At 39.4% G+C, this 16,016-nt stretch carries 13 protein-coding genes; 10 read left to right on the plus strand and 3 right to left on the minus strand.

The features are described 5' to 3' along the window. The first annotated feature begins 6 nt into the window (after window positions 1-6). From glgC to LOS73_RS06710, 6 genes are all read left to right on the plus strand, one after another. Complete coding sequence (gene glgC / locus LOS73_RS06685; protein ID WP_007376350.1) at window positions 7-1,308, plus strand: glucose-1-phosphate adenylyltransferase; 1,302 nt, start codon at window positions 7-9, stop codon at window positions 1,306-1,308. A gap of 86 nt (window positions 1,309-1,394) precedes the next feature. After that, window positions 1,395-2,930, plus strand: a complete 1,536-nt coding sequence (locus LOS73_RS06690) for a glycogen synthase (protein ID WP_457934708.1) — start codon at window positions 1,395-1,397, stop codon at window positions 2,928-2,930. 90 nt (window positions 2,931-3,020) lie between these two features. Then, window positions 3,021-4,235, plus strand: coding sequence for an EAL and HDOD domain-containing protein (locus LOS73_RS06695; RefSeq protein WP_342865685.1), 1,215 nt, complete (start codon window positions 3,021-3,023; stop codon window positions 4,233-4,235). A 30-nt stretch (window positions 4,236-4,265) separates the two neighbouring features. Continuing rightward, the gene (locus LOS73_RS06700; protein WP_457934951.1) at window positions 4,266-5,336 is read left to right on the plus strand and encodes a DUF418 domain-containing protein; all 1,071 of its coding nucleotides are present in this window, start codon (window positions 4,266-4,268) and stop codon (window positions 5,334-5,336) included. A gap of 86 nt (window positions 5,337-5,422) precedes the next feature. Beyond that, window positions 5,423-6,460 (plus strand): 23S rRNA pseudouridine(2604) synthase RluF, encoded by a 1,038-nt coding sequence (rluF, locus tag LOS73_RS06705; protein ID WP_457934709.1) that lies wholly within the window; start codon window positions 5,423-5,425, stop codon window positions 6,458-6,460. Between the two features lie 333 nt (window positions 6,461-6,793). Then, a complete protein-coding gene (locus LOS73_RS06710; protein ID WP_342864593.1) occupies window positions 6,794-7,126 on the plus strand; it encodes a PBPRA1643 family SWIM/SEC-C metal-binding motif protein in 333 nt (110 codons plus the stop codon). Window positions 7,127-7,235: 109 nt separating this feature from the next. On the opposite strand, the gene LOS73_RS06715 is transcribed toward LOS73_RS06710, so the two are convergent. Then, window positions 7,236-10,304, minus strand: coding sequence for an efflux RND transporter permease subunit (locus LOS73_RS06715; protein WP_457934710.1), 3,069 nt, complete (start codon window positions 10,302-10,304; stop codon window positions 7,236-7,238). A gap of 2 nt (window positions 10,305-10,306) precedes the next feature. Further along, window positions 10,307-11,389 (minus strand): efflux RND transporter periplasmic adaptor subunit, encoded by a 1,083-nt coding sequence (locus tag LOS73_RS06720; protein ID WP_007376342.1) that lies wholly within the window; start codon window positions 11,387-11,389, stop codon window positions 10,307-10,309. Window positions 11,390-11,511: 122 nt separating this feature from the next. Between LOS73_RS06720 and LOS73_RS06725 the strand changes: the two genes are divergently transcribed. The 4 genes from LOS73_RS06725 (at window position 11,512) to LOS73_RS06740 (ending at window position 15,159) form a co-directional block, all read left to right on the plus strand. Beyond that, the gene (locus LOS73_RS06725) at window positions 11,512-12,408 is read left to right on the plus strand and encodes a LysR family transcriptional regulator (protein WP_337120990.1); all 897 of its coding nucleotides are present in this window, start codon (window positions 11,512-11,514) and stop codon (window positions 12,406-12,408) included. Beyond that, the gene (locus tag LOS73_RS06730) at window positions 12,398-12,709 is read left to right on the plus strand and encodes an MGMT family protein (protein ID WP_033038834.1); all 312 of its coding nucleotides are present in this window, start codon (window positions 12,398-12,400) and stop codon (window positions 12,707-12,709) included. Before LOS73_RS06725 ends, LOS73_RS06730 begins: the two co-directional genes overlap by 11 nt. 1,114 nt (window positions 12,710-13,823) lie before the next feature. After that, entirely contained in the window at window positions 13,824-14,516 is a 693-nt protein-coding gene (locus LOS73_RS06735) for a hypothetical protein (protein ID WP_457934711.1), read from the plus strand. A 301-nt stretch (window positions 14,517-14,817) separates the two neighbouring features. Further along, window positions 14,818-15,159 (plus strand): hypothetical protein, encoded by a 342-nt coding sequence (locus tag LOS73_RS06740; RefSeq protein WP_457934712.1) that lies wholly within the window; start codon window positions 14,818-14,820, stop codon window positions 15,157-15,159. Window positions 15,160-15,370: 211 nt separating this feature from the next. Here LOS73_RS06740 and trhA read toward each other — a convergent pair whose 3' ends face one another. Next, entirely contained in the window at window positions 15,371-16,000 is a 630-nt protein-coding gene (gene trhA / locus LOS73_RS06745) for a PAQR family membrane homeostasis protein TrhA (protein WP_457934713.1), read from the minus strand. Between the last annotated feature and the right edge of the window lie 16 nt (window positions 16,001-16,016).

Consider the following 16,016-nt stretch of genomic DNA (forward strand, 5'->3'; position numbering starts at 1 on the left):
AGTATTATGCCCAACTACGAAAATCGTTATATAAGCAGCCTAACCAGAGAAACTTACGCACTAATACTGGCTGGAGGTCGCGGTTCACGCCTGCATGAACTGACTGACTGGCGAGCAAAGCCTGCGGTTTACTTTGGTGGTAAACATCGAATAATCGACTTTCCGTTATCTAACTGTATTAACTCAGGCGTTAGGCGCGTTGGTATTGCTACACAATATAAGTCTCATTCACTTATTAGGCACGTTAACCGTGCTTGGGGGCATTTTAAAAAGGAATTGGGAGAGTCGGTTGAAATTCTACCCGCATCGCAGCGTCAAGGCGATGATTGGTATTGTGGAACCGCCGATGCTGTTTTTCAAAATATAGATATTATTCGTCATGAATTACCAAAATATGTGATGATTTTATCGGGCGATCATGTGTACCGTATGGATTACGGTGCTCTTTTAGCTAAGCACGTAGAAAATGGCGCCGACATGACTGTTTGTTGCATCGAAGTACCCGTAGAAGAAGCCGCCGATACCTTTGGTGTAATGACCGTTAATGAGGAAAATCGTGTTTGCCGTTTTGACGAAAAGCCTGCAATGCCAAGTTCAGTACCTGGTAAGCCAGGTACGTGTTTAGCTTCAATGGGCAATTACGTATTTAACACCGAATTTTTGTTCGAACAGCTCAAAAAAGATGCTGAAAATGAAGGCTCTGGTCGCGATTTTGGCCACGATATTATTCCAGCGATAATAGAAGAGCATAACGTATTTGCCTTCCCATTTAGAGATCCAAACCAAGAAGGGCAACCTTATTGGCGTGATGTAGGTACGCTAGATTCATTCTGGGAAGCTAATATGGAACTGGTAATGCCTGAGCCGCAACTTGATTTATACGATCCGACGTGGCCAATTTGGACCTATCAGGAACAACTACCGCCCGCTAAGTTTATTTTTGATGACGATGATAGGCGCGGAATGGCCTTAGACTCAACAGTTTCTGGTGGTTGTATTATTTCGGGCTCTGCTGTTAGAAAGTCTTTATTGTTTTCAAATGTACATATTCGTTCATTTTGCGAGATAGAGCAGTCAGTTATATTGCCTGGTGCAATTATAAATAGAGGCTGCAAAATTAAGCGGGCGATAATAGATAGAAGCTGTGAGATACCAGCAGGACTAGAAATTGGTTTTGATCGTAAGACAGATGAAGACAATGGCTTTAGAGTGTCTAAAAAAGGCATCGTACTCGTGACCCGTGATATGCTCACTGAGCTTGCAAAAAAGCTTGCGCGCCAAGCAAATGAAAATAAAAAGTTAGCTTAAATAAACTAGCTAACTAATTTTAAGCATGACAACAAGGCTTGCTCTTTATTGAGCAGGCTCATTAGGTTAAAGGAAGTAGTAAATTAATGCATGTATTAATGGTTGCAGCAGAGAACGACGCGTTACCAGGCGCTAAAGTAGGTGGAGTAGCTGATGTAGTGCGTGATGCACCAAAGGCGTTGGCAGAGCAAGGTGTAACTGTAGATGTTGTTATTCCTGATTACGGCTTTGCGTTTATTGAGCGTATTTATCTCGGTGAAGTAACGGTTGCTTTTAATGCACAGCCACATGTTTTAACACTTTTTAAAGTACGGCAAACGCAAAGTAATGTCAGCCAAATTGTTATTAGCCACCCATTGTTTAGTGAATCAGGCACTGTTTACTGCAACGATGCACCCGGTAGGCCATTTGCCACGGATGCAACCAAGTTTGCTTTATTTAATGCCGCAGTTTGTGAGGCATTATTACAAGGGGTACTTACACGCCCTAATGCATTACATTTGCATGATTGGCACAGCGCGTGTGTTGCCGTTTTAATTAAATTTGAGCCACGTTATAGCGCACTAAATAACATACATATAGCCTACACTGTACATAACATAGCGCTGCAGGGAATAAGGCCTTTTAAGCACGATGACTCGAGTCTAGAAGCATGGTTTCCTTCGCTTAGTTATAACGGTCAACATTTATGTGATCCACGTTATCCGCATTGTTTTAACCCAATGCGCAGTGCCATTAACCTATGCGATAAAGTACATGTTGTATCACCAACCTATAGCCAAGAAGTACTTAAACCAAGTAATTATGAACATGGTTTTTTTGGCGGCGAAGGGCTTGAACAAGATCTGCAAAATGCGGCAGAACAAGGCAAGCTGGTTGGTATTTTAAATGGCTGTGAGTATCCTAAGTTAACAAATGAAAATGCAGACTTAAATACTTTATATAAAAAAATAGAGAACACTTTATTTAGCTGGATGAGTAACCATAAGCAGCTTCAAAGTGGTTATTATATTGCGCACCAGCGACTACAGCAATTTAAAGCAGCAGCAAATAATGGCCCATTAGTAACAAGTGTAGGCCGACTTACAGAGCAAAAAGTCTTGTTGTTGTGCCAGCAGGTGAACGGTACTTTAGCGATTGATAACGTTTGCCAACTAGTTAATAAATACTGTGGTCGATTCATTGTTTTAGGTTCGGGTGACAAAGAGCTTGAAAGTCTTTTTACTAAAGCGATGTCACGCAATTCTAACCTTTTATTTTTGCAAGGTTATGGTCAAGGTGTTGGTGATTTAATGTATCAACTAGGTGATTTGTTCTTAATGCCAAGTTCGTTTGAGCCATGTGGTATAAGTCAAATGCTTGCAATGCGAGCGGGACAGCCTTGCTTGGTGCATAGTGTTGGCGGATTAAAAGACACCGTTCAGCATAATGAAAATGGTTTTAGTTTTAGTGGCGACACATTAGCCATGCAAACTAGTAATTTAATCACCTGTTTAGACGAAACACTCTCAATTAAAAAGCAAGAACCTCAAAAGTGGCATAAAGTAAAAAAGGGTGCTGAGCAAGCCCGTTTTTCATGGACGCAAATCGCAACTGCTTATATAACAACCTTATATAGGTGAATTATTACGTGCTTTGCAAAGTTCAGTGACAATTGTATCGCTTTAATGTTTAATGACTTAGTCTGAAATAAAAAACAAGAAGTAGGTAATGTGTCTGTATTTGTTGCAAGGCAAGCAATATTTAATCGTCGTCAAAATGTAGTAGCTTACGAGCTACTTTTTCGTGATAGCCCTAAAAATTATTTTCCTGATATTGCAGAAGGCCAAGCGACCGCTCGTCTTATTATGGAGAATCAACTTAACTTAGGTACTCGCCATATTACATCAGGTAAAAAAGCACTCATTAATATTGGTCCTGAATCATTGAAGCTCGACTTATGCGCTTTTTTGCCTTGCCAAGATGTTGTAATCGAACTACTTGAAACCATTGAGCCAAACGATGATAACTACGAACTATGCCGAGGTTTATTTCATAGTAATTATAAACTCGCACTCGATGATTTTGTGTATAAACCACAGTGGGATCGTTTTTTAAAGCTCGTCAAATTAATAAAATTTGATATAAGAATGACACCGCTTAACGAAATACAACCCATCGTTAAAAAGCTGCAAGCACATAAACAAATAAAAATATTAGCCGAAAAAATAGAAACACAAGACGACTATAAATTAGCCTTTGATATGGGGTTTGATTATTTCCAAGGTTATTTTTTTGCGAAACCCACTATGATAAAGCAAAACGATATCGATTATAATTATGGGTTAGTTGTCGCTATTTATGCTGAAATAATGAAGCCAAACCCAGATATAAAAGTTATATCTGGGTTGTTTGAGCTAGATGCCGCCCTTGCATATAAACTACTGCGTTTAATAAACAGTGGTGTTTTTCCTATACAAAGTCAAATATCGTCATTAAAGCAAGCACTTGTCTATTTAGGGCATGATCGTCTTAAAAAGTTTGTGAGCCTTATTGTTACCGCTCATACAGCAGGAAAAAAGCCTGCTGAGCTAATGCAGGTTTGCGTTGTTCGTGCTCGTTTTTGTGAGCTTTTAGCAAAAAATGTAGCAAAGAGCCAAACTGGAGAGGCTTTTTTAACCGGTTTATTTTCATTGCTTGATGCAATACTTGATCAACCGATGAGCTTACTTGTTGAAAAGCTGCCTTTTCCAGATGAGATAAAAGCTGCATTATTAAATGATAAAAATAACCTTTACTATATTTTAAATGTTGTTAGAGCATACGAAACTGGAAGCTGGTGGGCGCTAGAGCAAGCTAGGCTTTTGTTGAATATAGACAATGCTATACTGCCTGCACTCTACCAGCAGTCGGTCAATTGGGCCGACAGCTATAAGAACAATATTTAACGGACATTAGCTTTAATGCGCAATTACAATATGGACTTCATTCGTGGCATAGCTGTACTGGGCTTAGTTTACATGAATAGCTATGCTTTTGGTGTTTTTGAATTAGGCTACATTGCGCACAGTAATGCCCCTGTTAGTGACTCTATTATTTATATTTTTAGTACCTTATTTGTAGACGGTCGTTTTAGAACGCTGTTTAGTTTGCTGTTTGGGGCTGGGCTTTATATTCAATGGCAACGTTATAAGTCTGATGTGCAGTTAAAAAGTAGGCTTTACTGGTTAATACTGTTTGGTTTAGCACATGGGTTTTTACTTTGGGCTGGTGATATTTTATTTGTTTATGGCATTTCAGGTTGGTTTACTCTGAAATACCTACAAAGCGATAATGCGTTACTTTTGAGGCGAGGTCTTGCATTTATTTTACTGTGTGGCATCACCACTGGGCTGGTTATGTATAGTGCACCTGTGGATATTATTTATCGCGACTCTCAAGATTTTATTTCTTTATATAGTCCACATTATTTTGATTATTTTATTTCTAACTTAGGTATGAATGCATTAATGGTATTTATAGTGCCGATAATGACCTTGTGGATGTGTGCAGGGATTATGCTCATTGGTATTTACTTGTATAAACAGGGAGTATTTAGCGAAGGCTTAAGCACAAAACAGCTAGTAATAACCGTTATTGCAACCGCTACTTTGAGTGCGTTTAGGCTCTATACCTCGCAATACAGTAGTGGTTTTATGTATGCCATACAAGAGTCAATAAATATGTTTGCGGCACTTGGAATGGCGACGCTGTATATTCATTTAATTGTTAAATTTTGCAATAACAGGGCACATGTTGGCAAGCTTATTCAGCAAACAGGGCGCTTAGCATTTACCTTGTATATTAGCCAAACACTCATGCAACTATTGTTATATAAAGTGCTGTTTACACACTGGGTGCTCGGTTTTGATCGTATTGATTACTGGGTGCTGGCAACGGCATTAGTTGTACTGCAGCTCATATTTACCTTTATATACAGCCGCTATTTTAATCAAGGCCCGCTTGAATTTGTATGGCGTAAATTAACGAAAGCAAAAATTAATGCTTAAACACCTATAAATTCTAAATTAGGGGCGAAAAAATAGTGTGGGTGGTTTACACTACTCGCCTTAAAAATTACTACGCTATAAGTGCCATGACCGAATTAAAACGTTTAAATAAATTTATTAGTGAAACAGGATTTTGTTCACGCCGCGAAGCCGATAAATATATTGAGCAGGGTCGTGTCAGCGTTAATGGCTACTCTCCAGAAATGGGCGTAAAAGTAGCCGCTACCGATGTTGTATTAATTGATGGCAAGCCACTTAAAGCCACACCAAAGCGCGTTTATATCGCTTACAACAAACCAGTTGGTATTACGTGTACTACCGAAAGTAAAATTCAAAGTAATATTATTCGCGCGGTAAATTATCCTACGCGTATATTTCCAATAGGGCGCTTAGATAGACCGTCTGAAGGGCTTATATTTTTAACTAACGAAGGTGACATCGTTAATAAAATTTTGCGTGCGGGCAATAATCACGAAAAAGAATACGTTGTTACGGTGGATAAACCGCTTAATCGTCAGTTTGTTGCAAAAATGGCCAATGGCGTGCCTATTTTAGATACCGTCACTAAAGAATGTAAAGTCACGCAAAGTGGCCCTAAAGAATTTAAAATAGTACTTACCCAAGGTTTAAACCGCCAAATACGCCGCATGTGTGAATATTTAGGTTACGAAGTGGTTACGTTAAAGCGCACTCGTATAATGAACGTAACACTAAAAGGTTTAAAGGTAGGGCAGTGGCGTCATTTGTCTGATACTGAAATGGCGCAAATAAACGACTCGATTTCTGACTCAGGTAAAACCCAAGAGCATTCGCTTGATGCTAACAAACAATCAGAAAATAATACGCCGTCGGCTCCCAAAAAACGTGATTTTCAGGGTGAAAACCCTCGCCGTTTTAATAAAGGCGAACAAAGTGGCGAGCGTAGTACTGAGCGAAGTTCAAATCGCAACTCTGAGCGCAGTAATGCTAATGGCGAGCGCAAAAATGAGCGCAGTAAAGCACCTTATCAAAAGCGTTCTACCACGTATGTTGGTAAGCCAAAAAGTATTAAAGAGAATAAGTCGTCTAATGCTAAATCAGACTTACAACCAAGCTCAGGCCGTATTCTCAGTTTAAAAAAATAATGTGCAGCTAAGTCCATGCGGTCGTATATCAGAAGTTTTTAACACAGTTAGCGTCAGGCTTAAGCCCTCAAATTGATCAAGTATTATTACGGATTGATATTAGATACTAAAATGTCTCTAAGCTGAGTCAGCGTAATTTCACTCTATTACGAATTTAAGGTTTGTCTAAATCTCTATTTTAAATCCATTAAATAGCTTATTTATGTCGTTATATTAGGCGTATATACAGTAAAGCCTAATTTATATTGTGCATTAACAAGTACACTTAGTTATATGAAGAGTAAGCTGTTAATATGCGCCGTCTTAATAATGTAGAAAGGTTATAGAAGTAGCATGTCAAAGTTTTTCTTTATGGGTAAGCCCGATATAATGGGTAAAAATAACAGTAGCGGATTTTCGCCAAAACGTACCGCAAAGGTAGGGACAGAGTTACATCCGCTAACATTAATTGTAAACTCGGCTGAACGACAATCTGAAGTACAAGCAATATTAGCAGAGCATTCGCTGTTTGCTTCGATTGAAATTAAAGCAGACGTACCAGAAGATATTCGCGAACTAGACTTTGCGCTTAGCAAGTCAACACCACAAGTATTTGATAAAGTACCAGAGCGTAACGCACCTTGTGTATGTGGTAGCGGCAAAAAATACAAAAAGTGTTGCGGCTAATTTATTAACCACTCAATATGTGGCCTTTCTTTTTTCATCGGTATTAAATAAAAATGCCACTGACCTTGAGCCAGTGGCATTTTTTTATGTTAACCGATTAGATGTTTAACTACTTACGCGGTTCGTAATCAATTCTAAATATAACCGTGTAAAGTACTGGCACTACAATGAGGGTTAGTATGGTGGCAAAGCCTAAACCGAACATTATGGTTACCGCCATTGACTGAAAAAACACGTCAAATAGCAGCGGGATCATACCTAAAATAGTGGTTATAGCGGCCATAGCAACTGGGCGTACACGACTCACACCAGAGTCAAATACGGCCTCATAAGGCGATTTACCTTCCCTTAATTCGAGATTTATTTGATCGACCAACACAATCCCATTTTTGATCAACATACCGCTTAAGCTTAACAAACCAAGCAAACCCATAAAGCTAAATGGTGTATTCATAATCAATAACCCTGCACTTACGCCAATAATAGCAAGAGGCACGGTTGCCCAAATTACCAAAGGTTGCTTAACTGAGTTGAATAATAATACAGTTACTGCAAACATAGCTAAGTAACCCAATGGTAAAGAGCCAAATATTGCTTTTTGAGCCTTGCTTGATGACTCAAACTCGCCGCCCCATTCCAGTTGGTAACCACGTGGCAGTTCCATATTCTCTATTGGGCCGCGAATACGCGCAAATAGTTTAGCTGGGGTTTCATCGCCGAGTACATTATGATCGGCCATCACAGTAATAGTACGTTTACGGTCGCGGCGCATTATTAGGCTGTCTTCCCATTGTACAATAAACTCGTCTACTACTTGGGTTACTGGTACAAATACACCAAGTACTGGGCTGTATATTTGAAGGTCGTGAACGCTTTCTACGTTTAAGCGCTCGTTAGCCGGGGATCGTGCAATAATAGGCAGCAACTGCGTACCATCACGATATACACCTACTTGTTTACCTGACAAACTGGTGAGTAATATATCATCCAAGTCTGATTTGCTAATGCCTAAGCGGCGTGCTTTTTGTTCGTTAAACTGTGGGCGAATCATTTTGGTACGTGCGCGCCAGTCATTACGAATATTGTATGCGCCATCATCTTTACCAATCAGTTCTTCGGCTTTAGCGGCCAGTTGTCTTAAAATAACAGGATCAGGGCCCGAAAAACGGGCTTCTATTTTGGCATCGGTAGAAGGGCCTATTTCCATTGGTTTAATTTTAAGTTGTGCAGAAAGCGCATACTGATTTGAATAATCACGGACTTTTTGCATTATAGTGGCAACAGCTTCCCTATCGGCAACACGAACAATCAATTGCCCATAAGCTGGGTATGACTTTTCTGGCGCGTAGGTAAGCATAAAGCGGGGTGCGCCTTGCCCTGTGGTACTTGTTACTTCTTCAACGAGTTCTTCTTTTTGTAAAAACGCCTCAAGCTGTTTAACTCCCTCAAGGGTTGAGCGAACATCAGAACCTTGTGCTTGCCAGTAATCTACATAAAACATAGGTGTATTAGAGGCAGGAAAGAATGACTGTTTTACAGAGCCAAAACCAACAACCGCAGTACACAGTAAAACAACCATTAATATAAGCGTGGTTTTTCTAAAGTGTAGAGAAAAATCTAATACAGCCTTATAGCCATTGAAAATAAAGCCTTTGTATGGGTCTTCATCTTCTTGGTCATTTTCGCCTTTGAATTGAGTTTCTTTAAACATCAAATTGGCAAAAAATGGCGTTAATGTAATAGCTGTTATCCAACTTAATAAAAGCGAAATAAACAGCACCCAAAATAAGCTACCGGCAAATTCACCACTGGCATCAGAGCTTAAACCTATTGGTGCAAACGCGGTTACCGCAATGACTGTTGCACCTAGTAAAGGCCACTTAGTTTGTTCAACAATATTAACTGCTGCTTTGAGTTTTGTTTGGCCACGTTTAAGGTTGATTAGTATCCCTTCGGTTACTACTATTGCGTTATCAACCAGCATCCCTAGTGCAATAATAAGTGCCCCAAGCGATATGCGCTGTAAATCGATAGCAAACAACTTCATAAATATAAACGTACCTAGTACGGTCAGTAGTAAAATACCACCAATTAAAATGCCGCTTTTTAGCCCCATAAACAAAAGCAAAACCACAATTACAATCGCAATAGCTTCAACCAAGCTGATAATAAATCCATCAACTGACTTTTCAACTTCTTTAGGTTGATTGTATACCGAACTAATATCAATGCCATGTGGTCGTTGATACTCAAGCGATGCCAAGTGTTCATCTATATGCTTGCCTATATCAACCACGTTAACACCAGAGGTAAATGACACACCTATTAATAATGCTTGTTCATTATTGTAGCGAATAATATTACTTGGTACTTCGGCATATTCTCTGTGTACCTTGGCTACATCACCTAAGTAAATTAGCTCACTTGCGCCTGTTTTTGAAATCAGTAGCGTTTCAAGCTCTTTTACATTTTTAAACTCACCCGTTGGATGAAAACGGATTGATTCATCGCCTACGCGAATTTTACCCGCGTTTGATACCGTGTTTTGCGATTGTAAAAGTTGAAATATATGACTAGGAGCTATGCCTAATTGCGCTAATTTACGAGTCGATATCTCTACCATAACCTGTGCTTGCTGCTCTCCAGCAACGGTAACTTTACTAACCCCCTTAACAAGTACCAGCTCGCGCTTTAAATAGTCTACGTAATCTTTAAGTTCATCATACGAATAGCCATCGCCTGTAACCGAATACATCACACCGTATACGTCGGCAAAATCATCTAAAATTATACTTGGGTAGACACCGGTAGGTAATGAGGGGGAGAGATCATTAATTTTACGACGCATTTCATCCCATATTTGTCGCAGTTGTTCTTTACGGTAGGTGCTTTTCATTTCTACTGTAATTTGCGATTTTCCATTTGACGAAATTGACGTTACATAATCGACATAAGGTAATTGCTGAATCGCATTTTCGATAGGGAAGGTTACTTCTTCTTCAACTTGTTGCGGTGAAGCACCTGGGTACATGGTTATAACCATGGCCTTTTTGAGTGTAAATTCAGGGTCTTCTAATTGCCCTAAATCAAAATACGATACGCTACCACCAATTAATAGCAGCAACGTAAACATCCAGCTGATTACTTTTTTTTCTATAGAGAGTTGTGCAAAGCTCATTGTTATAAGCCTCGCTCTTTATTCCACGCGCGTACCTTCATTCCTTCTTTTATTGAGTGTACACCCGCAGCCACAACTATTTGACCTTCTTTAATGCCGCTTAGTACTTCAATGCCGTCGCGATGAAGTTGACCAATTTCTACCGCTTGCTTATGAACCTGACCTGTTTGCTCGTCGTAAAGCCAAACATATGCATTGTTTTTAATGGTTTCTTGAGGATCAGAAAAAACGGATTCTATAGGTAAAATTGTGTAAGCAACTTGTGAGTTAGTTACTTTACTCAAATCAATTAGTACACTGCCTGTCATGCCAGCAAGTAAATTAAAGTCATCGGGTACAGGCAGAGAAAAAACAACTTTATAAGTAAGTGTTGCAGGGTCTGCTTGCGTATCCCATTCTTTTATCGTTAAGGTGTATTCTTTGTCGTCGTAACCGTCAAATTTAACAGTAGGTTGGTAGCTAGTGCCTTTATTAAAGCGTGCAACTATTTTTTCAGGAACTTGTATTTCAACGTCCATTAAATCGCGGGTTTCTAAGCGTAATATATTTTGCTTCGCTTGAATATTTTCAAAGTTTTTAACAAATACTTTAGCGACGATGCCACTAAAAGGAGCACGTAATTCACTGTACTCAAGGTTTGTTTCAGCTATTTTGAATGCTGATTCAGCAACTTGCATATCAGCAGTTGCTTTATCGAGCTCTGATTGGCTAGTAATTCGTTTTTCAAATAATTGTTCTATTCGGTTAAGTTGAGATTTTGCAAGTTCATACCTAGCTTTTCTATCATCATATTGCAATTCAAAATCTTCAGGATCGAGCTTTGCCAATAGTTGGCCTTTCTCTACATGTTCGCCTGCTAAGACAGGAAATTTTACAAGCTCGCCATTTACTCTAAAAGCAAGGTATGACCCTTGGTTTGCAACAACTTCAGCAGGAAAGCTGCGAATGTTAATTTGAGAATCATGACCTATGTTGAATAATTTAACAGGGCGAATGGGCTCTTCTTTAACTTGTTGTTCTGGCTCAGAACAGGCTATTAAGCTAAGTAAGGTCGTTGTTAATAAACATAGACGAAAGAGTTTCATGTCTTCTCCGTTGCAGTGATGGCAAAATAATTAAGTGCAGCATACGCTGCAAACATATAAAATAAAAATCATTAAATTTTAGAAACTCAATAAGTTTTACTTATAATGTTGCAGAGCGGTATATGAAGCTGAATCAATTAATAATTTTAGATGCCATAGTGCAAAGCGCAAGCTTAAGCGGAGCCGCATTAAAGTTACATAAAACGCAGCCCGCGCTTACACTTGCTATTAAAAAACTAGAAGAAAAAATAGGATTTGAGTTACTAGATAGAAGTAAGTACCGATTACAGCTTACTGAAAAAGGGCGTATTTTTCACCGCGAGGCGCAGCAACTCCTGCATGCGAACGGCGAGTTAGCACAGCTTGCTAAAGAGTTAGCACTCGGGAATGAGCCCCAATTTAGAATTTGTTACGAACAACTTTGCCATATGCAAAGTTACAACGAGATCATAAGTAATATTTTTAGGTTGTTTACCAGCACGGAATTTAGCTTAACAAGCGGGAAGCGCTTTATTTCGTTAGAGCAAGTAAATAATGGGCAAGCCGAATTAGGTATTGGCCCGTGGTTTGATTTATTCCATGCGACAGGCGATTTAGAAAGCGTACCTATAGGCAGGCTCGATATTGGCATTGTCAGCGCTAAAGGCGTACTTCCTCAAAAGCTAACCTATAGCGAATTACAAACGTATCCGTGTTTAGCCATGTTTGAAAGTGACTTGAGTATCGACAGTGACAGGCTATCGTACTCAAAAGGCTCGGCCATGATGAAAATTGATGATGTATCGACCTTAAAATCGTTTTTACTCTCAGGCGCGGGTTGGGCAATGATGAGCCTAGAGCACTGCGACCCTGAAATAAAAGCAGGCTTACTTCAAGAAATACACATAACTGACCGTGAGCATAAGTTTAGTGCACAAATTAGAGCCTTTAGACAACATGCAGTGCACCACGGCCCTGTAGCGCGCACTATATGGGAGCAATTTAAAGTACTTAGTGAGGCGTATTTAAATGAACGCTGATATTGATAAAGAAACACTTATTTATACTGTTATCGCAGGCATACCAACAGGAAAAGTAGCAAGTTACGGGCAAGTTGCAGCTCTTGCGGGCTACCCGCAAAACTCACGATTGGTCGGGCGCTTATTAAAAATGATGCCAAACGACTCGGTTATACCTTGGCACAGGGTAGTGAATAGCCAAGGTAAAATATCATTCCCTGCAGGTAGCGAAAAATACCAAGAACAACGCGAAAAGCTACTATCAGAAGGCGTGCTGTTTAAAAATGACAAAGTGAATATGCGCGAGTGCCGCTGGGAGTGATATGACTATTATTGGCGGATAAATACCAGCAGCTGTCCTTCAAGGCGTGAATCTAAAACTTTGTTGGGTGGCGCCTTCGGCTTAACCAACCTGCATTTTGACGTAGGTCGGATAAGTGGCGAAGCCACGCCATCCGACACAGTAAAATACCTTGCCAATTATTATCAATATTTTATGTTGTCGACTGGCTGGAGAGTGCCATAAGCCGACTATCAGCCGTAACTCGTTTCTGCCCCAAAATGTTTTAGCTCAAAGAAAGGGTTAGGCTCTGGCAAATTTTTTGGGCTACTTGGACTTATTAATAAACATCAGAAATGAACTTCGCTAGCTACCGTTCAATACACAGCGAATACACATTTAAATTGCATTCACTTTCAGAGGCTTCCGTGGTACATTCGATTAGTTAGAGTACATTGGCATGAAGGCGGTAACGGCATCTGCTTGGCCTATAGCGTAGAAACACCATCGCAAATAAGCATAGAGTTAGAGGCATGTATACTTGGAAGTTCAAATCTTCCTGAAACAACAATCCGTAAGGATATAACAACAGTTCTGAAAACACCAACTAAGAGGAATAAGCCTATGAATAATAGTCTGAAAACTAAAGTGTTGCGTTGGGTCAAGGCGACCGTTATTGCTGTTTCAATGGGGTTATCTGGTTCACCCAGCCTTCAACCCAATGTACTTTAATTTACACCAGTTAAATTAATTCTTCGGTTCATCTTTTCTCTTTAGTTCAGCTCATCTCTTATTCAAACTGTTTCGTGCTATGTCTGCCTGTTCGGGCTGAAACATTTCTTTGCCCCAAAACAAGCTAGGGTAAATGCTCTAATTGCTGCTTTGAGCGTGCAAAAAATATAGTTGTCTATTTAGTCAAACTTAGTTGTAATGGAAGTATAATAAACGCTGAGCAGTGCAGGGGAAGCTTAAAAAAGGCCAGATACGCCAATGAGATTGGCTTACTATAGCTTAGGTCATAAAAAACAAATCCCCATAGCATAAACAACACCAACTCTGACACACCGAGCCGGTAGCGCCTCAGTCCAACAAGCGATTATGCAACATAAACTGCGTGTCGCATAAATACTAAAATGTTATATTTTTGGGAGATTTTGTGGAAAATTACATCAAGCATTTTGAGCGTTTGGTAATGTCTTTAGTGGCGCTTGTAGTACTCGGAATGATCATCAGTGTTGTTGCTTATAGAAGTGTCTTTGATGGCAGTTTATCTGAGTTGCCCGCGGATTGGGGTGATGCGGGTGGCTTTTTTGGTGGCATCTTCACCCCAATTATTGCATTTGCTACATTAGTGGCTATTGTGATTACAATCCAACTACAGAAACAATTACTAGATACGCAAAATAGCGAGTTCAGTAAATTATATGATCTTCAGGAGCAAACTCTAAATACTCAAAAGAGTGAGCTTGGTTTGATTAAAAAACAAGCTTTAGAGCAATCTCTCAATGAACAAAAGAAAATATATCTAAACTTAATTGAACAACAGATTGATATCCGTCGCAGCAATATGGAAAGAGCATCAGAAGGTGCGATGTTTATGTTACAAAAACAGGTAGAAGGCTTTACTATAGAGAAATCTGCTATCGAGGATAATATTGTTCAACAAGAACTTCTTGAAAAACAAATACAGGTGCTCACACATATTTCAACTGGCTTTACGTTACACAAATTTAACTCTATAGCTGAAATGGATAAGTCAATAACTCAACTGTTTCATGTCGTCGATAACCCAAAAATCTTAGAATCTCTTTATGCTTCTCAGGGTAAAAGTTTTGACTTCAGTGGCTGATAACATATAACAAACGCTTTAACTCAAGGACGCAAAACAGCAGGCTTGCGCTCCTTCGTCGCTAATTTTAGCCTGCTATTCTGCGCCGGTTAAGCTAGGCGTTATAACTTCAGTTGGAGAATGGATGCGTAATCGAAATCATGAATTAGTAGAAATTCTAGTTGGTTTAATTGGCGATCTAACTATTTCAGTAAGCTTAATACGAGAATATGAGTCCAAACCTTATATGCATAAGCCTGAGTTGAAAACTAGTCGACAGTGTATTTGGAGGTTATGTTTTAACTCGATAGTCTTAAACTGTATGAAGTATGTAGAATTAAATCGAAAGTACGCAAAAGAATTCAACGAAACATCTAAAGAGTTAAATAAGCTTCGCACTCAATTTAGTGACAAAATTTCTACCAATAAATCTTTAGTGAGTCTACGAAATGACTATGTTGCTCATGTTAACTCAAAAACAACAAAGAAATGCTTAACCCCTAATGAAATACAGGATCACATTATTAGCATGATAGGCGGTAGTACTAATGCAGCTATGTTTCTCGATTGGATATACCCAGAAAATTTAGATGCAACTAATCTCAATGACAGTTTGGTTGGTGTAATTACTCAACTGCGGGATATGGTTCAATCAAAGTTATAACAAACGCTTCAAACGAGGATGCAAAACAGCAGGCTCGCGCTCCTTCGTCGCTTATTTTAGCCTGCTTTTTGTGCTGGTTAAGCGAGGCGTTACCAATGTTGACCATAGCACAGAACCGTTTGTCGATTCTAACTCATAATTGTCCAAGAATGAGTTTGATCGACCGTCTGCTTATCGCTCAAACTAGACCATTCTAATTGGCTTTACCTGCCTAATAAACATAATTGCTAATTGAAATATAATGGCAAACACACCCAGCAATAACAAATAAGTGCCAAATAGCGTGGCTAAATTGGGTGCTTTTAGCGCTGTAAAATAATGTACCTAAACTATAAAAAATACCGCCGGCAAGTAGCCAGTAAAGTGCTTTTACATCAACACTAGAGTAAAGCGGATAAACAATAGCCAGTGCAAACCAACCCATGAGTAAGTAGGTGGCGAGTGATATTTTTTTATTACCGTTTTTTACAAATACTTTGTACGCAACGCCCGCCAGTGCCACCGCCCATATAAATGTAAGTGTTGCCCATGACCAAGCACCTGTTAATGAGATTAATAAAAAGGGGGTGTAGGTGCCGGCAATTAATAAGTATATGGCGCAGTGATCGCACTTTTTATAAAAGGCTCTCAAGCGTGGTTGAATACTGGCGTGGTACAAAGTGGACGACAAAAACAGCACAAATAAGCTGCTGCCATAAATTGCAGTACTAACATACGCTTTAGTGCTGGTGGCTTGGCTAAATAAATCCCACATAACAAATGCGGCAAATACAATACCAAGTGCATGGCTAATTACGTTTAGTTGTTCTTCTTTTTTAGAATAGGGCGCTTCTAACGACATGACAGATCCTACCACT

It is taken from the genome of Pseudoalteromonas sp. SCSIO 43210, from assembly GCF_054133285.1.